This is a genomic window from Lysobacter sp. CCNWLW3 (assembly GCF_036697405.1).
Lineage (GTDB): Bacteria > Pseudomonadota > Gammaproteobacteria > Xanthomonadales > Xanthomonadaceae > Lysobacter.
The window spans coordinates 22,590-42,903 of sequence record NZ_JBAHWA010000026.1; the positions used below are offsets into that span (position 1 = coordinate 22,590).

Below are 20,314 nucleotides of genomic sequence, written 5' to 3' on the forward strand. Positions count from 1 at the left end.
GAAGCGAAGATGTCGGAAACCAAGCCGCAGGCGCCGGACGCAACGGCCGCCGAAGCCATACTCGACCAGGCCGTCGCCCAGGGCGGCGCCTACGAGGTGCTGCGCAAGCGCCTGGGCGAACAGGGCGCGCGCCTGCGCGGCATCGCCGACGCGCTCAACGCCCAGCGCCTGAGCGAGTTCGGCAGCAGCCGCATGGACGTGATCGGGCGGCTGCGCATCCGCACCGAGAACAACTGCGTCGCGCGCGATATCGTCCAGGTCGGCGACTGCCTGCTGTTCGGCTACAACGTCTTCATCGGGCTGAAGAAAGAAACCCGCATCGAGGACGTGTTCTCGCTGCACCGGCTGGTCGAGACCGCCGAGGGCTACGACGTCGAGGCGGTGGACCCGGCCGGCAGCTTCCTGGCCGCCGGCAGCTTCCCGCAGGATTTCCGCGAGCTCTACGCCTATTACAAGAACACCCGCCTGCTGCAGCTGGCCGCGCACGACGGCAAGCTGCTGGCCGCGTTCCAGATCGGCGAGCGCCTGGACGACGTGCGCGTGTTCCGCTGGTCGATCGAGGCCGACGGCCAGGTCCGCTACATCGACAACCGCGGCGAGCGCGACATCGCGCTGCCGGCGCCGTTCGATTTCGAGTGGACCCGCGCCACCCGCGAGATGGCGGTCGAGGGCCGCCACCCGCACCTGAACATCCTCGACAGCGTGTTCGTCGAAACCGTCGGCGGCGACCTCACCGTCAAGATCGAGAACAACACCCAGGACGGCCTGGGCATCTACCGCGAGCCGGTCGCCGACCGCACCCAGTCGCTGGACGATGCGCAGGTCGAGTTCGCGCGCGTCGGCAGTCTGATCCTGCTGCGCGTGCTGCCCTATCGCGAGGAGCAGTGGCGGCACCTGGTGTTCAACACCTTGACCCGCAAGGTCCAGCGCATCGACGCGATCGGCCTGGCCTGCGTGCAGCTGCCCGAAGACCACGGCATCGTGTTCCCGGGCGGCTACTACCTGCAGAACGGCGAGTACAAGAACTTCGACTCGGCCATGGACGGCATGCGCTTCCAGCGCGCGATCCGGTCGCCCAACGGCGAGGACGTGCTGTACGTCTTCTATGAGCCGCAGTCGGGCCGCTCGGCGCTGTTCACCTACAACATGATCGAGCGCCGCCTGCAGACGCCGGTGTACGCGCACGGCCATGCGCGCTACGAAGACGGGCGCATGGTGGTGTTCACCGCCGAGAGCGAGGAGCCCACCCGCGTCCATCCGATGCAGGTCTGGCAGACCCCGTTCTCCAGCGACGAGCACGCCGCGCGCCAACCCGCGGGCAACAGCTTCATGGGCCGGATCGGCAATGCCGAACTGGTGCGCGGCATCTCCGACCTGCTCAGCCTGTGCCGCGAGATCGACGCCACCGAAGTCTCGGTGCAGCGCTACACCCAGCTCAGCGTGGCCACCCACCGCCTGTTCGACATCCACCATTGGCTGGGCGATCCCAAGGGCGGCGACGCCGCCTCGGTGCTGCGCGAGATCGCCGCCACCAGCGAATCGGTGATCGACGAGTACGAAAAGGTCGAGGGCATCCGCAGCCAGTCCGAGCGCGCGATGCGCGAGGGCCAGAGCCGCCAGAAGGCGCTGCTGGACTCGCTGCTGCCCGACGCCTGGGACACCGTGCAGCAACACGTCGACGCGCTCAACGGCATCGCCGCGCAGCGCGGCCACCTGCTGACCATCCGCGACTACCGCTACATCGACGTCGCCGCGATCGACGCGATGGAAACGCAGCTGCTGGCCGCGCAGGAGCGTATCGCCGCGGCCACCGGCGCCTTCCTGTCCGGCGACAAGGCCCTGCAGCCCTACGCCGAGCGCCTGCAGGCGCTGGACGCGCAGGCCCAGCAGGCCGTCAGCGTGGCCCAATTGGACGAGCCGCTGAAGCAGATGCAGGCCATGTCCGGCGATCTGGACATGCTGTCGCAGCTGATGGCGACCCTGCGCGTGGACGACGCGACCCAGCGCACCCGCATCGTCGAGGCGATCTCCGGCATCTACTCGCGCCTCAACCAGGCCAAGGCGCGCGCCGATCTGCGCCGCAAGGGCCTGGGCTCGGCCGAGACCGTGGCCCAGTTCGGCGCCCAGTTCACCCTGTTCGGCCAGGGCGTGGCAAGCGCATTGGCGCTGGCGCGCGATCCGGAGCGCTGCGACGAGCAGCTCTCGCGCCTGATGGTGCAGCTGGAGGAACTGGAGAGCCAGTTCGGCGAGCACGAGAACTTCCTCAACGACATCCTCAGCAAACGCGAAGAACTGCTCGAGACCTTCGAGACCCACAAGCAGGCCCTGCTGGACGAACGTCAGCGCAAGGCGCAGTCGGTGCTGGACGCGGCCGCGCGCATCCTCGACGGGCTCGGCCGGCGCACCGCGCGTTTCGAGAACGCGGACGAGCTCAACGCCTTCTTCGCCGGCGACCCGCTGATCCTCAAATTGCGCGAACTGGCCGGGCGCCTGCGTACGCTCAAGGACAACGTCAAGGCCGACGACGTCGAGGCCCGCCTGAAGGGCGCGCGCGATCAGGCGGTGCGCGCGCTGCGCGACCGCAGCGAGCTGTTCGAGGCCGGCGGCGAGGTCATCAAGCTGGGGCCGCGCCACCGCTTCAGCGTCAACACCCAGGAACTGGACCTGACCCTGCTGCCGCGCGAGGACGGCCTGGCCCTGCACCTGACCGGCACCGATTTCCTGGAACCGCTGCGCGACGAGGCCTTCGACGCCTTGCGCGAGTACTGGCAGGTCGCGCTGGATTCCGAATCGCCCACGCTGTACCGCGCCGAATATCTGGCCGGCTTGGTGCTGGAAGCCGCTGCGGCCAACCGCGAAGGCTTGAGCCTGGACGCGCTGCGCCAGCAGCTGGCGCAGCCGGAAACCCTGGCGCGCAGCGTGCGCGACTTCGCCGCGCCGCGTTATCGCGAGGGTTACGAGAAGGGCATCCACGATCACGACGCGGCTCTGATCCTGCAGGCCCTGATCCCGCTGGCCGACAGCGCCGGCACCCTGGCCTACAGCGCCGACGCGCGCGCGTTCGCCAGCGTATTCTGGTCCCAGGCCATGGCCGGCGAAGAGGCCGCGCAGTGGCCCGAGCGCGCGCGCAGCGCGCGCGACATCCAGCGCCTGTTCGCCAGCGATGCCGGCCTGCTGGCGTTGCGCGCCGAAGTCGAGGCGGCGATGCGCGCTTTCCTGCAGGCGCAGCCGCTGGATCTGGACCCGGCCCTGTGCGCGCACGCGGCCGACTATCTGGTCGCCGAGCTATCGGCCGAGCATGTCCAGTTCGCTTTCAGCAAATACGCCCAGGCCCTGCTCAAGACCCTGCAGGAGCGCCTGACCGCCGCGCGCATGTGGGACGGCTTCGTGCAGACCCAGCGCCGCCTCGGCGAGCGCCTGCCGGCGCGCTGGTCGCTGGCCGCGAACTGGCTGGACGCGCTATGCCGCGAGCCGGCGCACGCGGCCCTGGCCGGATACGCGCGCGAAGCGGTGGCCCTGCTGTTGCTGGACGAACGCGTGCCGCGCCGGGTCGGCGAGGTCGAGCTGCGTGCGCCGGTCGAAGGCCTGCTGGGCGAACATCCGCGCATCACCGCGCAGCGCATGGAGCTGGGCGTGGACGATTTCCATGCCCGCCTGCGCGCGCACCGCGAGCGCTTCCTGCCGGGCGTGCGCCGCTACCAGGCCCTGCGCCAGGAAACCGTCGCGCGCGAGCGCGAGGCGCTGCGCCTGTCCGAGTTCAAGCCGCGTCCGCTGAGCTCGTTCGTGCGCAACAAGCTCATCAACGACGTCTACCTGGCGGTGATCGGCGACAACCTGGCCAAGCAGATGGGCACGGTCGGCGAAGGCAAGCGCAGCGACCTGATGGGCCTGCTGATGATGATCTCGCCGCCCGGCTACGGCAAAACCACGTTGATGGAGTACGTGGCGCACCGCCTGGGTCTGATCTTCATGAAGATCAACGGCCCCGCGCTGGGCCACGAGGTGCGTTCGCTGGACCCGGCGCGCGCGCCGGACGCGACCTCGCGCCAGGAGCTGGAGAAGCTCAATCTGGCCCTGGAGATGGGCAACAACGTGATGCTGTACGTCGACGACATCCAGCACACCCATCCCGAGTTCCTGCAGAAGTTCATCTCGTTGTGCGACGGTACGCGCCGCATCGAGGGCGTGTGGAAGGGGCGCATCCGCACCTACGACCTGCGCGGCAAGAAGTTCTGCGTGGTCATGGCCGGCAACCCATACACCGAGTCCGGCGAGGTGTTCAAGATTCCGGACATGCTGGCCAACCGCGCCGACATCTACAACCTCGGCGACGTGCTCGGCGGCATGGAGGACGCGTTCAAGCTCAGCTACCTCGAAAACAGCCTGACCTCGAACCCGGTGCTGGCGCCGCTGGCCACGCGCGAGCTGGCCGACCTGTACCGCTTCGTCGACAAGGCCGCCGGGCGCGCGTTCTCGGCCAACGAACTCAGCCATGCCTACGGCGGCGCCGAGATCAACGAGATCGTCGCCACCCTGGAACGCCTGATGCAGGTGCGCGACGTGGTCTATCGGGTCAACCAGCAGTACATCGCCAGCGCCGCCCAGGCCGCGCAGTATCGCGTCGAGCCGCCGTTCAAGCTGCAGGGCAGCTACCGCAACATGAACAAGCTCGCCGAGAAGATCTCGCCGGTGATGAACCAGGCCGAGCTGCAGCAGTTGATCGCCGACCACTACCTGGGCGAGGCGCAGCTGCTGACCGCCGGCGCCGAGGAGAACCTGCTCAAGCTGGGCGAGCTGTGCGGCACCCTGGACGCGGCGCAGGCCGAACGCTGGGCGCAGATCAAGCGCGACTTCCTGCGCAACAAGGCCATGGGCGCGTCCGACAGCGACGTCGGCGGGCGCGTGGTCGCGCAGTTGGCCGACCTGGTCGAGGGCGTGCGCGCGCTGGACGCGCCGGCGCCCGCGCCGCAAGCGCCCGGGCCCGAGCCGGTGGAAGCGCCGTGGCCGCAGATCGTGGCCTTGTTGGAGCGCGCCGCGAACCGTCCGCCGGCCGCGGCGCCGGCCGCCGAAGCCGATCCGCAAGTGCTGCTGGACGGTCTGCGCGCCGCGCTCGAGGCCGCGCTGGGGCCGCTGATCGGCCGCCTCGGCGACGGCGCCGAACAACAGGCGCAATGGCAGGCGCGTCTGGTCGAGGCGATCCAGCACATGGGCGAGCGCGGTGCGGTCGCCACCGCCCACGTCCAGCACGCGACCGAGCAGCAGTTGCAGCTGCAGCGCGCGCTGGCCGACTTCGCCGACCGCCTCAACGAACGCACGCCGCGCTGATGGCCGGGGTCGATTACACCGAGCTGGATCGCGCGCTGCGCGAGAGCGCCGCCGACCGCCGCCTCGACAACCAGGAGAAGTTCGAACTGCGCGAGCTGGGCTCGCGCCTGGACCCCGAACGCGTGCGCTACCTGCGCAACCGCGCCTTCGACATGGCCCGCGAGCTGATCGCCGAGCGCCCGGCCGAGGCCCTGGACGCGCTGCGCTGGCTGGAACAAGTGGTCAAGACCCTGGACGTGGTCGGCGCCGCGTCCAGCATCGACTCCAGCGCCCATTTCACCCCCGGCGACGACTGCCTGCGCAAGCTGCGCGCGCTGTGCATGGGCGCGCGCCGCAGCCTGGACATCTGCGTCTACACGATCTCCGACGACCGCATCACCGAGGCGATCCTGGACTGCCACAAGCGCGGGGTGGCGGTGCGCCTGCTGACCGACAACGACAAGCGCTACGACGACGGCAGCGACATCGCCCGCCTGCGCGGGCAGGGGGTGGACGTGCGCATCGACGCCGGCCCCTTCCACATGCACCACAAGTTCGCCCTGTTCGACGGCCGCACGCTCGCCAACGGCAGCTTCAACTGGACCCGCAGCGCCAGCACCGGCAACGAGGAGAATCTGGTGGTGACCGACGACCCCGCGCTCGCGCGCAGCTTCGCCGGCCGCTTCGAGACCCTGTGGGCCAAGTTCGCGGCGGCTTACTGAGCCGGCCGTCGAGCATCGCTTTGGGGCAGGGGCGGTGTAAGCCGCGGCCTGGCCTGGCCCGGCGCCGGTAGGGCGGTCGCGGCTTACGCCGCTCCTACCCCTGAGCACGGCGAATCGGGTTCTTTCCGCCCCGAAATCCCCCGCGCCGCCGCAATGCGACCGATAATGGCGCCCCTGTCCGCCCGGCCCGCGCTCTTGCGCGGGCGCCGCACGAGCCACCGATGACGTCGATCCGCGATCTCCCCGACTACCCGTTCCAGCCGCAGCGCTTCGAAGTCCGTCCGGGCATCGCGATGAGCTACCTCGACCAAGGGCCGAAGGACGGCGAGGTGGTGGTGATGCTGCACGGCAATCCCTCGTGGAGCTACTACTGGCGCAAGCTGGTGCTGGGCCTGCGCGACCGTTACCGCTGCATCGTTCCCGACCACGTCGGCATGGGCCTGTCCGACAAGCCACGCGACGAGCGCTACGCCTACACCCTGCAGTCGCGCATCGACGACGTCGAACGCCTGCTGCAGTACCTGCGCATCGACGGCCCGATCACCCTGGCCGTGCACGACTGGGGCGGCGGCATCGGTTTCGGCTGGGGCCTGAAGCATTCCGACCAGATCAAGCGCCTGGTGATCACCAACACCGGCGCCTTCCCGCTGCCGGCGGCCAAGCCGTTGCCCAAGCGCCTGCGCCTGGGCCGCGATTCGGCGATCGGCACCGGACTGATCCGCGGCTTCAACGCCTTCGCCGGCAGCGCGGCCCGCGTCGGCGTGGTCACGCCGATGCCGCGCGCGGTGCGCCGCGCCTATTTGGCGCCCTACGACTCCTGGGCCAACCGCATCGCCACCTCGCGCTTCGTCCAGGACATCCCGCTGGGCGAGGGCGACGCGGCCTGGCCGCTGGTCCAGGCCATGGGCCGCAAGCTGCCCGAGTACGCCGATCGGCCGGCCTTCATCGGTTGGGGCCTGCGCGACTTCGTGTTCGACCACCATTTCCTCAAGGGTTTCACCGACGCGCTGCCGCAGGCGCAGGTACAGGCCTTCGAGGACGCCGGCCACTACGTGCTCGAAGACAAGGCCGCGGTGCTGGTGCCGCAGATCCGCGCCTTCCTCGACGGTCATCCGATGGCCTGAGAGGGATGGCGTGCGCCGCCTTTGGGAGCGGCGCAAGCCGCGATCCGACCGCGGTTGAGGCATCGCGACGGACCTCGCTCCCACAGTGGCGGCGGCGTGCGGACTCCAAATCGCCCGGACCCTCTACAATCGGCGCATGAGCAACGAATCCCCTGGCGCGCCGGAGCGCGCGCCCAGCACGCCCTGCAACATCGCCGCTTCCCTGCCGGGGCGCGCCGCCGAGGTGCCCGAGCAGGTGGCGATGCGCTGCCCCGGCACGCGCGGCGCCGACGGCCTGGCGCGCTACGACCAGGTCCTGACCTACGCCGAGCTGGACTCGCGCAGCGATGCCATCGCGGCCGGACTGGCCAAGCGCGGCATCGTGCGCGGCACCCGCACCGTGGTGATGGTGCGGCCGTCGCCGGAGTTCTTCCTGCTGATGTTCGCCCTGTTCAAGGCCGGCGCGGTGCCGGTGCTGGTCGATCCGGGCATCGACAAGCGCGCGCTGCGCCAGTGCCTGGACGACGCGCAGCCGGAGGCCTTCATCGGCATCCCGTTGGCGCATATCGCGCGGGTCGTGCTGGGTTGGGCGAAATCGGCGCGCATCCGCATCAGCACCGGCGCCCGCGCCTGGCTCGCCGATGCGACCCTGGCCGAGGTCGAGCGCGCCGGCAGCGGCGCCGGCTGCCAACTCGCCGACACCCGCCCCGACGAAGTCGCCGCGATCGTGTTCACCAGCGGCTCCACCGGCGTGCCCAAGGGCGTGGTCTACCGGCACCGTCATTTCGTCGCCCAGATCGAGATGATGGGCAGCGCCTTCGGCATCGTGCCCGGCGGCGTCGATATGCCGACCTTCCCGCCGTTCGCCCTGTTCGATCCGGCCCTGGGTCTGAGCTCGGTCGTCCCGGACATGGACCCGACCCGACCGGCCCAGGCCGATCCGAACAAGCTGCACGACGTGATCGCGCGCTTCGGCGTCGACCAGTTGTTCGGCTCGCCCGCGCTGATGGCGGTGCTGGCCAAGCACGGCGCCAAGCTCAACGGCCTCAAGCGGGTGACCTCGGCCGGCGCGCCGGTGCCGCCGGACACGGTCGCGGCGCTGCGCGCGCTGCTGCCCGACGACGCCCAGTTCTGGACGCCCTACGGCGCCACCGAATGCCTGCCGGTGGCGGTGATCGAAGGCCGCGAACTGCAGTCCACGCGCGCGGCCACCGAGGCCGGCGCGGGTACCTGCGTCGGCCGCGCGGTGCCGCCCAACGAGATCCGCATCATCGCCATCGACGATGCGCCGATCGCGCAGTGGTCGGACGTGCGCGCGCTGGCGGCCGGCGAAGTCGGCGAGATCACCGTCGCCGGGCCGACCGCCACCGACAGCTATTTCAATCGCGAAGCCGCGACCCGCAGCGCCAAGATCCGCGAGCCCCTGGCCGGCGGCGGCGAACGCGTGGTCCACCGCATGGGCGACCTGGGCTATTTCGACGCCGAGGGCCGCCTGTGGTTCTGCGGCCGCAAGACCCAACGCGTCGAAACCGCGCAGGGCCCGCTCTACACCGAGCAGGTGGAGCCGGTGTTCAACGCCCATCCGCAGGTGCGGCGCACCGCCCTGGTCGGGGTCGGCGCGGCGGGTGCGCAGCGACCGGTGCTGTGCGTGGAGCTGGCCGAAGGCGTGCACGCGCGCGACTGGCCCGCGATCGAGCGCGCGTTGCGGGCGATCGGCGCGGCGCACGCGCACACCGCGGGCATAGGCGATTTCCTGCGCCATCCGCGTTTTCCGGTCGATATCCGCCATAACGCCAAGATCGGCCGCGAGAAGCTCGCGATCTGGGCCGCCAAACAGGGAGCGTGGAGATGAAGGTACTGGTCACAGGCGGCGGCGGTTTCCTCGGCCAGGCCCTGTGCCGCGGCCTGGTCGAACGCGGCTTCGAGGTCGTGAGCTACAACCGCGGTCTGTATCCGGCCCTGGACGCGCTGGGCGTGGCCCAGGTCCAGGGCGATCTGGCCGATCGCGAGGCCGTGATCGCGGCCGCGCGCGGCTGCGAGGCGGTATTCCACAACGCCGCCAAGGCCGGCGCCTGGGGCAGTTACGACAGCTACCACCAGGCCAACGTGGTCGGCACCGACAATGTGCTGGCCGCCTGCCGCGCGCATGCGATCGGGCGCCTGGTCTACACCTCCACGCCCAGCGTCACCCACCGCGCCACCCATCCGGTCGAAGGCGGCACCGCCGATACCGTGCCCTACGGCGAGGGTTTCAAGGCCGCGTACGCGACCACCAAGGCCATCGCCGAGAAGGCGGTGCTGGCCGCGAACGCACCGCAGCTGGCGACCGTGGCCCTGCGTCCGCGCCTGATCTGGGGCGTGGGCGACAACCAGCTGCTGCCGCGCCTGGTCGCGCGCGCCAAGGCCGGACGCCTGCGCTTCGTCGGCGACGGCTACAACAAGGTCGACACCACCTACATCGACAACGCCGCGCAGGCGCACTTCGACGCCTTCGATCACCTGGCGCCCGGCGCCGCCTGCGCCGGACGCGCCTACTTCATCAGCAACGGCGAGCCCAAGACCATGCGCGAGACCCTCAACGGCCTGTTGGCCGCGGTCGGCGCGCCGCAGGTCGACAAGACCCTGCCGTTCGGCGCCGCCTACGCGATCGGCGCGGTCTGCGAAGGCCTGTGGCATGCGCTGCCGCTGAAGGGCGAGCCGCCGATGACGCGGTTCCTGGCCGAGCAGCTGGCGACCTCGCACTGGTACGACATGGCGCCGGCCACGCGCGATTTCGGCTATGTGCCGCGGGTGAGTTTTCACGAAGGCCTCACCCGCCTGAAGGCCGCCTGCACGTAAACGCGGCTCGTCACCGCCCGACGACCGACGCCTGTGGAGGATCGGCTCAACCCGCGGCCTCTGCCTGCCGCGGGGCCATCGTCTGGAGGTTCCGATGCTTCGTTATGCCGTCATCTTCTTCATCATCGCGCTAGTCGCCGCGGTACTGGGCTTCAGCGGCATCGCCGGCGCCGCCACCAACATCGCCTGGATCCTGTTCGTTGTCTTCGTGATCCTGGCCGTCATCTCGCTGCTGCGCGGCCGCAAGGTCTGACGCCTCGATCGGCCCGGTGCCGTCGCGGCCGATCCGCGCAGCCCTCGTTCCGGCCCCGCGGGCCGGAACGCCGCCGTCTCGGGCCCGCCGGGGCGGAGGGCTACAATGACGGCATGACCACTTCCGCCGACCTCCTGTCCCCGTCCTCGCTCAAGTCCATGGCCGGGGGCGCGCTCGAAGCCGCGCTCAATCGCGCGCTGGCGCTGGATCCCGACACCCGCGACGGCCTGCGCGCGCTGGACGGCCGGCGCGTGGCCCTGCACATGGCCGCACCTCCGCTGTCGCTGCAGGTGCGCGTGGACGGCGACCAGCTGCGGGTCGGGCCGGTCGATGCGGCGGTCGAACCGGATCTGGCGGTGCGCAGCACCCTGGCCGGTCTGGTGTCGCAGCTGCCGTTCCTGCGCAACGACGATGCGCCGCCGGTGGGCAAGCTGCGCATCGAGGGCGATGCCGATCTCGCGCGCCGCCTGCAACGCCTGGCCGAGCGTTTCGATCCGGACTGGCTGCGGCCGTTCGCCGGAATATTCGGCGACGTGCTCGGCGTGCAGATCGCCAACACGCTCGCCGGCGGCTTGCGCCACGCGCGCGGCGCGGCCGGCGCCTTCGCCCAGAACGCGGCCGAGTACGTCACCGAGGAATCGCGCGACGTGGTCGCGCGCGACGAGCTCAATGCCTTCCACGACGATGTCGACGCCCTGCGCGACGGCGTCGAGCGCGCGAGCGCGCGCGTGAACCGCCTGCGCGAGCGCATCGGCGCGCGGAGCGGCGCATGAAGTCGGCGTTGCGTGCCTGGCGCATCGGCCGGGTCCTGCTGCGCTATCGCCTCGACGACCTGCTCGACGGCACCCCGGTCGAGCGTTGGCTCAAGCTCGCGCGCCCGTTCGTGCCGCGCGCCTCGGCCGAGATCGCGGCGATGCCGCGCGGCGCGCGCCTGCGCCTGGTGCTGCAGGAGCTGGGGCCGATCTTCGTCAAGTTCGGCCAGATCCTGTCCACCCGCCGCGACCTGGTGCCGCCGGACGTGGCGATCGAACTGGCCCTGTTGCAGGACCGGGTCAAGCCCTTCGACGGCGAGGCCGCGCGCGCGATCGTCGAGATCGCGCTGGAGCGCAGCATCGGCGAAGCTTTCGAGGCCTTCGACACCGAGCCGCTGGCCTCGGCCTCGATCGCGCAGGTGCACGCGGCGATCCTGCCCGGCGGGCGCGAGGTCGTGGTCAAGGTGCTGCGGCCGAACATCGAAAAACAGATCGCCGGCGACATCGCCCTGCTCAAGACCATCGCCAGCGTGGTCGACCGCGCCCATCCCAGCGCCGACAAGATCCGTCCGCGCGAGATCGTGGCCGAGATCGAGAGCACCCTGGCCGCCGAGCTGGACCTGCAGCGCGAGGGCGCCAACGCCAGCGTGCTGCGCCGGTTCTGGAAGGACAGCGACGATCTCTACGTGCCCGAGGTGATCTGGTCGCACACCGCCGAACGCGCGCTGACCCTGGAACGCGTGCGCGGCATCCCCTCCGACGACATCGCCGCGCTCGACGCGGCCGGCATCGACCGCAGCGCGCTGGCGGCCAAGGGCGTGCGGGTGTTCTACACCCAGGTGTTCCGCGACAACTTCTTCCACGCCGACGCCCACGCCGGCAACATCTGGGTCGACAGCGATCCGGCGCGCAAGGCCAACCCGCGCTTCATCGCCCTGGACTTCGGCATCATGGGCCAGCTCTCCGACGAGGATCAGTACTACCTCGCCGAGAACTTCATGGCGATCTTCAACCGCGACTACCGCCGCATCGCCGAGCTGCACGTGCAGGCCGGCTGGATGCCCGGGCATATCCGCATCGACGAGCTCGAAGCGGCCACGCGCGCGGTCTGCGAACCCTATTTCACCCGCCCGCTGAGCGAGATCTCGCTGGCCGAGGTGCTGGTCAAGCTGTTCCGCACCGCGCAGCGCTACGAACTTACGTTGCAACCGCAGCTGATCCTGCTGCAGAAGACCCTGCTGAACATCGAGGGCGTGGGCCGCCTGCTCGATCCCAAGCTGGACATCTGGGCGGTGGCGCGACCGGTGCTGCAACGCATCCTGGTCGAGCGTTACAGCCCGCAGCGCCTGGCCACGGAATTCCGCAAGCGCCTGCCCGAGCTGGTCACGCACGCACCGGAGATGCCGCGCCTGCTGCACGCCTGGCTGACCCAGCAGGTCAGCGGCGCGCACGAGCTGCGCATGCGTTCGCAGGACCTGGCCGAACTCACGCGCACCGTCAAGGACGCGCAGCGCCGCACGGTCGCGGCGATCCTGGGCACCGGCCTGTTGATCGTGGCGGCGGTGCTGTACGGCCTGGAGGCGGGCGGGCCGCGTTTCTGGTCGATCCCGGCCTCGTCGTGGATCGCGGGCATCGGCGGCTTGTGGGCCTTGCTCGCCGCGTGGCCGCGTAGCCGCGGTTGAGAGGGTCGGTTGGCTGCGGTGCGATAGCGAGACGCGCGGCCTAGAAGCAAATCCCCCTCGATCCCCCTTTTTCAAGGGGGAAGACCAGCGGGCAGCAGCGAAGCATTTCGGCTCTTGCGGTTCCCCCTTTGAAAAAGGGGGGCTAGGGGGGGCTTTGCTTTCAGCCGCGAACGCCGGTCAAGGCTTGGCCGCCGGCGTCGCCGCCGCCTTCGCCGCCGCCTCGAAATCGCCGGCCACGTACACGCTCAGCGCTTCGGGCTGGAAGTGCTTGCGGATCGCCGCGTTGACCTCGTCCGCGGTCAGCGCCTTCAGGCGCGCATCCAGGTCGGCCTGGTACTTCATGTCGCGATCCAGGAACAGATTGCCCGACAGGATGCCGGCGATCGCGCCGTCGGATTCCCGGCCCTGCTGGCGCTGGGTCAGCAGGCCGGCGATCGCATCGCGCAGCTCCTCGGCGCCGACGCCGTCGCGGATCCAGCGCGCGTACTCCTCGCGCATCGCGGCCTCGGTCTTGCCCAGGTTCTGCGGCGCGGCGATGGCCTGGATCACCAGGCTGCCGGCGTCGTCGCGGCCGGTCCGGCTGGAGTCGCTCTCCAGGCTGCTGGACACGCCGTAGCTCAGGCCTTCCTTCTGGCGGATGCGCTCGCTCAGGCGCGAGATGCCGCCGCCGCCGAAGATGTAGTTGGCCACCATCAGCGCCGGATAGTCGGGGTCGCGGTCGTTGAGCGAGAGGTTGCTGCGCGCGAGCAGCACGCCGTTGGCCTTGTCCGGGGTCTCGAAGCGCGCGTGGCGCGCGGCGACGGGGTGGTAGCGGGTCGCGATCGGGGCGAAGGCGTGCGGCGTGCGCCAATCGGTGAACAGCGCCTGCAGCTGCGCCTTCAGCGCGACCGGGTCGAAATCGCCGACCACGCTGATCTCGCCTTCGGCGGTGCCGTAGAAATCGCGATGGAAGGCGCGCAGGTCTTCGACCTTGAGCGCCTTCAGATCGGCGATCGACTGGTCGATGCCGCGCCAATGCAGCGGATGGTCCTGCGGCCAGGGATCGAAGTACTGCGCCATGGCCATGCCGGCGACGGTGCCGGGCTCCTTGCGCGCGGCTTCCAGGCCGGTGATGGATTGCAGGCGGAACTGCTCGAATTCGCTTTGCGGATACTCGGGCTTGCGCAGCACCTGGGCCGCTAGCGCCAGCGCCTCGGCGAGCTGGGCGCGGCGCGTGGTCATGCCGATGTTCGCGCTCTGCAGGCCGCCGCCGATGCCGATGTCGGTCTTCAGGGCCTCGAAGCGCTGATCGATCTGTTCGCGGTCGAGCCCGGCCGCGCCGCGCATGATCAGCGCGCCGGCGACGTTGCCCGCGGCCACGCGGCCCTTGATCGAGTCCGCGTCGCCGAAGCGGAAGCGCGCGCTGAACACCACGGTCTCGCCGCGGGTCTTCTTCGGCAGCAGGGCGACGCGCAGGCCGTCGCCTAGGGTGAAGGTTTCGGTGCGCGCCTGGATGTTGGCCGGCGTCGGATCGAACTGCTCGCCCGCGGCCACCGCGGCCTTGCCGGTGTAGCCCTGCAGCACCGCCGCGGCGGTGGGCGCGGCCGCGATCTGCACGCGGTCGGCCTGGTCGGTGGGCACGAAGCGGCCGAGGGTGCGGTTGCTGGGCTTGAGGTAGTCGCGGGCGACGCGGTTGACGTCGTCCAGGCCGACCTTGTCCAGGGCGTCGCGGCGCAGGAAGTACAAGCGCCAGTCGCCGGCCGCGATCGCTTCCGACAGGCCCAGCGCGACCGCGTTGACGTTGGTGTAGCCCAGCTCGTAGCCGTTGCGGATGCGCTGCTTGGCGGCGTCGAGCTCGGCCTGGGTGATCGGCGTGGCGGCGATGTTTTCCATCTGGCTCAGCAACGCCGCCTCGGCCTTGGCGGCGTCGCCGTCGCGCGGCAGGCCGATCATCGCCGTCATCAGCCCGGGATCGCGCAGGCTGTCGGCGCCGCTGCCGGCGCCCGCGGCCAGCTTGGTCTCGACCAGGTTCTTGTGCAGGCGCCCGCCCGGCACGTGGCCCAGGATGTTGGCCAGCACGCCCAGCGCGGCGCTGTCGGGGTGGGTTTCGGCCGGCACGTGGTAGGCCGCCATCACCAGCTGGATATCGCCGCTGCGGCGCACGGTGACGCTGCGCTCGCCGTCCTGGGCAGGGTCGGCGGTGTAGAACGCGCGCAAGGCCTGCTTGGGCCGCGCGACCGGCGCGAAGGCGCGCGCGATCTCGCCCAGGGTCTGGGCCGGGTCGATGCGGCCGGCGACGATCAGGGTCGCGTTGTCGGGGCGGTACCAGCTCTTGTAGAAGGCCTGCAGGCGTTCGATCGGCACGCCCTCGACATCGCTGCGCGCGCCGATCGTGCTGTTTCCGTAGTTGTGCCAGAGATAGGCGGTGGAGCGCACGCGTTGCGCGAGCACGCCGTTGGGGCTGTTCTCGTTCTTCTCCATCTCGTTGCGGACCACGGTCATCTCGCTGTCGAGGTCCTTCCTGGCGATGTTGGAATGGACCATGCGGTCGGCTTCCAGGCCGAGCAGCCAGCGCAGGGTGTCGTCGTTGGCCGGGAACGAGGCGTAGTAGTTGGTGCGGTCGACCGAGGTGGTGCCGTTGAAGCCGATGCCGCGCTTCTTCATTTCGGCCGGAATATCGGTATGGCTGGGCGTGCCCTTGAACAGCAGGTGCTCCAGCAGGTGGGCCATGCCGGTCTCGCCGTAGTTCTCGTGCATGGAGCCGACCTGGTAGGTCAGATTGACCGTCACCGTCGGCTTGCTGGCGTCCGGGAACAGCAGCACGCGCAGGCCGTTGCCCAGGGTGTATTCGCAGATGCCTTCCACGCAGGGGCCGGCGGCGACGCCCTTGGGCGGCGCGAACGCGGGCTCGGCGGCCTGCGCGGGCAAGGCCAGGGTCAGCGCCAGGGTCAGGGCGCAGAACCGCGGTCGGTACGGCAGAGGAAACGATCGCATGGAGTGTCCTGGGGATGAAATCGGAGAAATGGCGTGTGGCCGCAGCCGCTATGGACGAAAATACCCGCTGCGCTCCCTACCGCCTGTGCCATAGAGCATGTCAGACACCTTCAGTTCCCTGGATGCGCCCGCCGAATTGCCGGTGCTGTACGCCGACGATTGGCTGGCGGTCATCGACAAGCCGGCCGGGCTGATGGTGCACGACAGCGCGCTGGCGCGCGGCGAGACCGACTTCGTCGCCGACCGCCTGCGCGCCCAGTTCGGCCGGCCGGTGTTCCTGGTCCATCGCCTGGACCGCGCCACCAGCGGCTGCCTGCTGCTGGCGTTCGAACGCGAGGTCGCCTCGGCCCTGGGCAAGGTGCTGATGTCGCGCGAGTTCGAGAAGGATTATCTGGCGGTCTGCCGCGGCTGGCCCGAGGACGCGTTCACCATCGACTACGCCCTCGACGGCGGCCCGGGCAAGCCGCTGAAGAAGCCGGCGGTCACGCGCTTCCGGCGCCTGGGCAGTTGCGAGCTCGCGCACGCTTCCGGCGGTTTCGAGACCTCGCGTTACGCGCTGTTGCTGGCGCAGCCGGAAACCGGGCGTTTCCGCCAGATCCGGCGCCACCTCAAGCACGTCTCGCACCACCTGATCGGCGACACCAGCCACGGCGACGGGCGGCACAACCGCGCCTTCCGCATGATGGGCATCCACCGCATGCTGCTGCACGCGCAGCGCCTGGCTTTCCTGCATCCGGTCGGCGGGCAGCGCATCGTCGCGACCGCGCCGCCGGATCGCGAACTGGCCAAGGCGCTGGCCTTGTTCGAGCAGGCCGCGCCGGCCCAGTGAGGGCGGGCGCGGCGCGAATGCCGCGCTTACTTGGTTTCGGCGCCGGCGCTCTTGCTCTTGACCTTGTCGTCCTGGGCCTGAGCTTCGATGTCCTGCTGCAGCTCCTGCATCATCGGCACCACCAGCTTCTGCATCGCGGTCATGGTGTTCTGCATCAGCGCCGGCATCTTGTCGAGCAGGCGCTGGCCGGTGGGGCTGGCGTAGAACGCGATCAGGGCGTCGGTGTCCTGGCCGTCGAAGGTCTGACGGTAGATGTCGAGATAGATCGGCTCGAGTTTTTCCCAGGACAGGGCCTTGCGCAGCTGCGCGCTCGAACGGCCGAGCACCTGGTCCAAACGCTGGCGCTCGGCGGGCGCCATCTCGCGTCCGGCCATCATCTGGTCGACCATCTGCCGCTGCGAGGCTTCGATCTGCGGCAGCATGGTCTCCACGGTCTGGCGCGCGCGCATCACCTCCAGCAGGCGGGCGACCTGGGCGTCGCTGGGCGGGGCGGCTAGGGCGGCCAGCGGCGAGGCCAGCATCAGCGCCAGGGCGAGGGCATACGATTTCATGGGGTCGATCCTCCTTGATGGGTAGCGCATCGTCGGCGGCGGCTCCGGCGCCGTCAACGCCAGGACACCGGGCCGGACTACAATCGGGCCGTTTACAATCGGGGCCGGAGGGATGCAATGGCCGATCCTGAAATCACCATACCCGAGCAGGAACTGGTCGAGCGCTTCGTGCGTTCGACCGGGCCTGGCGGGCAGAACGTCAACAAGGTCGCGACCGCGGTCGAGCTGCGCTTCGACGTGGCGCAATCGCCGTCGCTGCCCGAGCCCGTGCGCGAGCGCCTGCTCGCCAAGCGCGACCGGCGCGTGACCGGCGACGGCGTGCTGGTGATCAGCGCGCAGCGTTTCCGTACCCAGGAGCGCAACCGCGACGACGCGCGCGCGCGCCTGGCCGCCTTCATCGAAAGCGGCCTGCACGCGCCCAAGCCGCGCATCGCCACCCGCCCCAGCCGCGCCTCGAAAGAGCGCCGCCTGGGCGCCAAGCGCGAGCGCAGCACGGTCAAGCGCGGCCGCGCGACGCGCGATTGGGACTGACGGAGAGCGCATGCCGACGACCGCCGACAACGTGGTGCTGCCGCTGCCGCCCAACGCGCCGCGGGTGCGGCCCAACCGCCTGACCCGCTGGATCGGCCGCAGCGTGCTGCGGCTGGGCGGTTGGCGCATGGTCGGCGCCTTTCCCGACATACCCAAACTGGTGCTGATCGGCGCGCCGCATTCGTCCAACTGGGACGGCGTCTGGGGCTTCGCGGCGAAGGCCGCGCTGGGCCTGGACATCAAGGTGCTGGGCAAGGATTCCTTGTTCAAGGTGCCGGTGTTGGGCAGCCTGCTGCGCTACCTGGGCGTGATCCCGGTCAACCGCAGCGCCGCGCACGGCGTGGTCGAGCAGGCCGCGGCGATGATCCGCAACGCCGAGCAGTTCTGGTTCGGCTTGGCGCCGGAGGGCACGCGCAAGCCGGTGGAGCGCTGGAAGTCCGGCTTCTGGAAGATCGCCAAGGCCGCCGACGTGCCGGTACTGCCGGCCTATTTCCACTACCCCGACAAAGTCATCGGCATCGGCGAGCCGTTCTGGCTGGGCGACGACATGAACGCCGACCTGGCCCGGATCCGGGCCTGGTACCGGCCCTGGCAGGGCAAGCACCACGGCACGCCCTGATCGCAGTGGCTGTGCCAAATCTGCAGACGATGGGCTGAGCGAAGGCACGGCCGCGGCGCCCTGGCCGGATTCGGCGACCGCTTCGGGCCGCGCTTTGCGTACGGCTTCATTACGGGGTCGACGCGTCGCGGGGGGTGACGCGGGTTTCCCGGCCAGGGCCAGGAGGTCGGTCGTGTCGGGCAGGATGTCGTTAGGGGAAGTGGCGGAGGCCACGATCGCCGCGCATGCGCGCATATCGGGCGCACTGCGCGCCTGCAGGCCGGAGGGCGCCCGTGCCCGCCTTGCCCTGGTTCGCGCTTAGCCCCAACGGCCTGCTCAGTGCGGTCGGGCTGTGGCGCGGCGGCGAAGACACCGTGCCCACGCCGCTGGAAGACTGGCGCCTGGCCGTGGTCGACGTGGTCATACCGGCGCGCCTGCAACAGCACGACATCGCCCATTGCCTGGCCGCCCTGCTGGCCCAGACCCTGCAGCCGCGCAGCGTGGTGCTGGTCGACGACGGCGGCACCGAGCGCGACGGCACCGCCGCGATCGCGCGCGAATTCGCCTCCGCCAACGGCCTGTCCCTGCGCGTGATCGAGCGCATGTGGTCGATCGGGCGTGCGCCGACGATCAAGCGCCAGGCGCGCGAATCCGACGCCGACGTCGAATTCGTGCTCGACGGCGATACCCTGCTGCATTCGGCCGACTACATCGAGCGCTGCGTGCGCGAGCTCTACGAAGGCGCCGGCATCGCCAGCGTCTGCGGCGTGATCCAGCCGATGCGCGGCGGACACCGGCGCGCGCTGGAGCGCTCGCCCGCGTTCCAGCGCTGGCTGCACGGCGAGGTCTATCGCGATCCGCGCGCGCGCCGCGGCTGGCTGCGGCGCTGCCTGCAATGGCTGGGCGACGTCTATCGCGAAATCAGTTGCCTGCTGCAGCAGCGTTTCATCAACCGCGGCCAGATGGCCCTGTTCGGCGGTGTGGTGATGCCGCGCGGCAACGCGATCGCCTACCGCCGTCGTTACATCAAGGACCTGTTCGATCGCTACGAACCGGTCCACGGCGACCAGCTCGACGGCGCCGAGGACGTGTTCATCGCCCTGGCCCTGGCCCAGGAGGGCTATCGCAACGTGCAGCTGTTCGAGGTGCTGGCGCACAGCGAGCAGGCGCCTCTGGATCGCCTGCCGCGACAGAGCTTCCGCCAGGCCGGCGCCTTCTTGCGCGGCTGCCGCGAGTTCGATGCCTTGCTGCTCACGCCGTTCAAGGTCTGGCGGCGCTGGCTGCGTCCGCGGCCGCCGCTGGCCATCGAGCAGCGGCGCGTGCGCGAGGCCTATCGGCAGCCGTTCGGCGAACGCCTCACCCACGAGTACGGTCGGCCGATCGGCTGGGCGCTGTTCCTGATGGCGGCCGAACGCTTGGCCTATCCGCTGTTGTTGCTGTGGCTGGCCTTCAGCGGCCTGTGGCTATGGCTGGGCGGGGTGGTGCTGGCGGAGATCCTGGCGACTGCGCTGGTGTTGGCCTCGGTGGCGCGCGACGGGCATGCGGCCACCTTGGGCAAGGCCTTGCTGGTGGCGCCGGTGCGCTACGCGATGGTGTTCGTGGAGTTGGCCGCGGCGGTGGCGTTCCTGCCGCAGCGGTTCCGGGCGCCGCGGCGCGGGCGATAGCGTGCTCTCCATGAGGGCGGTGTGAGCCGCGATCGCGAATTCCAGCCAGGTCGCCGGTTTCGAACGGGCTGGCTTTCTGTGGGAGCGGGGTGAGCCGCGATCGCGAACTGCGGCTACGGCGCTGGCCGGGCGCGTCGGGAGATTCGCCGTTGCTTTTGCTCTGCATGGTCGGCCCGAAGGTTAACGGCTTGCGCCCGCTGCGCGTGCGGGCCACGTTCTCTCGCCAAGCGCCCTTAGGAGCGGCGCAAGCCGCGACCGCGAATTCCAGCCACGTCGCCGGTTCCGAAAGGGGACGGCTTTCTGTGGGAACTTCGACCGGGTTGGTTTCAGTAGGCTCGGCTTTCTGTGGGAGCGGCGTGAGCCGCGATCGCGAACCCCGGCTACTGCGCTGGCCGGGCGCGCTAGGAAATTTGCTGTTGCTCTCGCTCTGCAGGGCCGCCCCGAAGGTCAACGGCTTCCGCCCGCTGCGCGTGCGGGTCACTTTCTCTTGCTAGCCCAAGAGAAAGTAACCAAA

The 20,314-nt window shown here is 70.2% G+C and carries 14 protein-coding genes; 12 read left to right on the forward strand and 2 right to left on the reverse strand.

The window, feature by feature from the left end:
• Window positions 1-9: 9 nt before the first annotated feature.
• From V1318_RS20860 to ubiB, 8 genes are all read left to right on the forward strand, one after another.
• Complete coding sequence (locus V1318_RS20860; protein WP_332941691.1) at window positions 10-5,325, forward strand: DNA repair ATPase; 5,316 nt, start codon at window positions 10-12, stop codon at window positions 5,323-5,325.
• Window positions 5,325-6,026, forward strand: coding sequence for a phospholipase D-like domain-containing protein (locus V1318_RS20865; RefSeq protein ID WP_332941692.1), 702 nt, complete (start codon window positions 5,325-5,327; stop codon window positions 6,024-6,026). Before V1318_RS20860 ends, V1318_RS20865 begins: the two co-directional genes overlap by 1 nt.
• Before the next feature lie 230 nt (window positions 6,027-6,256).
• Window positions 6,257-7,150: an alpha/beta fold hydrolase gene (locus tag V1318_RS20870; RefSeq protein ID WP_332941705.1), complete on the forward strand. Its 894-nt coding sequence runs from the start codon at window positions 6,257-6,259 to the stop codon at window positions 7,148-7,150.
• A 136-nt stretch (window positions 7,151-7,286) separates the two neighbouring features.
• Window positions 7,287-8,981, forward strand: coding sequence for an olefin beta-lactone synthetase (oleC, locus tag V1318_RS20875; RefSeq protein WP_332941693.1), 1,695 nt, complete (start codon window positions 7,287-7,289; stop codon window positions 8,979-8,981).
• Window positions 8,978-9,967: a 2-alkyl-3-oxoalkanoate reductase gene (gene oleD, locus V1318_RS20880; RefSeq protein WP_332941694.1), complete on the forward strand. Its 990-nt coding sequence runs from the start codon at window positions 8,978-8,980 to the stop codon at window positions 9,965-9,967. Before oleC ends, oleD begins: the two co-directional genes overlap by 4 nt.
• Window positions 9,968-10,061: 94 nt before the next feature.
• Window positions 10,062-10,220 (forward strand): DUF1328 domain-containing protein, encoded by a 159-nt coding sequence (locus tag V1318_RS20885; RefSeq protein WP_332941695.1) that lies wholly within the window; start codon window positions 10,062-10,064, stop codon window positions 10,218-10,220.
• A 113-nt stretch (window positions 10,221-10,333) separates the two neighbouring features.
• Window positions 10,334-10,993, forward strand: coding sequence for an SCP2 sterol-binding domain-containing protein (locus tag V1318_RS20890; protein WP_332941696.1), 660 nt, complete (start codon window positions 10,334-10,336; stop codon window positions 10,991-10,993).
• Complete coding sequence (gene ubiB / locus V1318_RS20895; protein WP_332941697.1) at window positions 10,990-12,654, forward strand: ubiquinone biosynthesis regulatory protein kinase UbiB; 1,665 nt, start codon at window positions 10,990-10,992, stop codon at window positions 12,652-12,654. Before V1318_RS20890 ends, ubiB begins: the two co-directional genes overlap by 4 nt.
• A gap of 177 nt (window positions 12,655-12,831) precedes the next feature.
• Here the strand turns inward: ubiB and V1318_RS20900 are convergent, their stop codons facing one another.
• Window positions 12,832-15,627 carry a pitrilysin family protein gene (locus V1318_RS20900; protein WP_332941698.1) on the reverse strand — a complete coding sequence of 932 codons (2,796 nt, stop codon included), beginning with the start codon at window positions 15,625-15,627 and terminating at the stop codon, window positions 12,832-12,834.
• Between the two features lie 97 nt (window positions 15,628-15,724).
• Between V1318_RS20900 and V1318_RS20905 the strand changes: the two genes are divergently transcribed.
• Window positions 15,725-16,456 (forward strand): pseudouridine synthase, encoded by a 732-nt coding sequence (locus V1318_RS20905; protein WP_332941699.1) that lies wholly within the window; start codon window positions 15,725-15,727, stop codon window positions 16,454-16,456.
• Window positions 16,457-16,482: 26 nt separating this feature from the next.
• On the opposite strand, the gene V1318_RS20910 is transcribed toward V1318_RS20905, so the two are convergent.
• On the reverse strand, window positions 16,483-17,007 hold the full coding sequence (locus tag V1318_RS20910; protein WP_332941700.1) for a DUF2059 domain-containing protein: 525 nt from the start codon (window positions 17,005-17,007) through the stop codon (window positions 16,483-16,485).
• Window positions 17,008-17,124: 117 nt separating this feature from the next.
• Here V1318_RS20910 and arfB point away from each other — a divergent pair, with 117 nt between their 5' ends.
• The 3 genes from arfB (at window position 17,125) to V1318_RS20925 (ending at window position 19,800) form a co-directional block, all read left to right on the forward strand.
• Complete coding sequence (gene arfB, locus V1318_RS20915) at window positions 17,125-17,538, forward strand: alternative ribosome rescue aminoacyl-tRNA hydrolase ArfB (protein WP_332941701.1); 414 nt, start codon at window positions 17,125-17,127, stop codon at window positions 17,536-17,538.
• A 10-nt stretch (window positions 17,539-17,548) separates the two neighbouring features.
• Complete coding sequence (locus tag V1318_RS20920; protein WP_332941702.1) at window positions 17,549-18,157, forward strand: lysophospholipid acyltransferase family protein; 609 nt, start codon at window positions 17,549-17,551, stop codon at window positions 18,155-18,157.
• A 272-nt stretch (window positions 18,158-18,429) separates the two neighbouring features.
• The gene (locus tag V1318_RS20925; RefSeq protein WP_332941703.1) at window positions 18,430-19,800 is read left to right on the forward strand and encodes a glycosyltransferase; all 1,371 of its coding nucleotides are present in this window, start codon (window positions 18,430-18,432) and stop codon (window positions 19,798-19,800) included.
• Window positions 19,801-20,314: the final 514 nt, after the last annotated feature.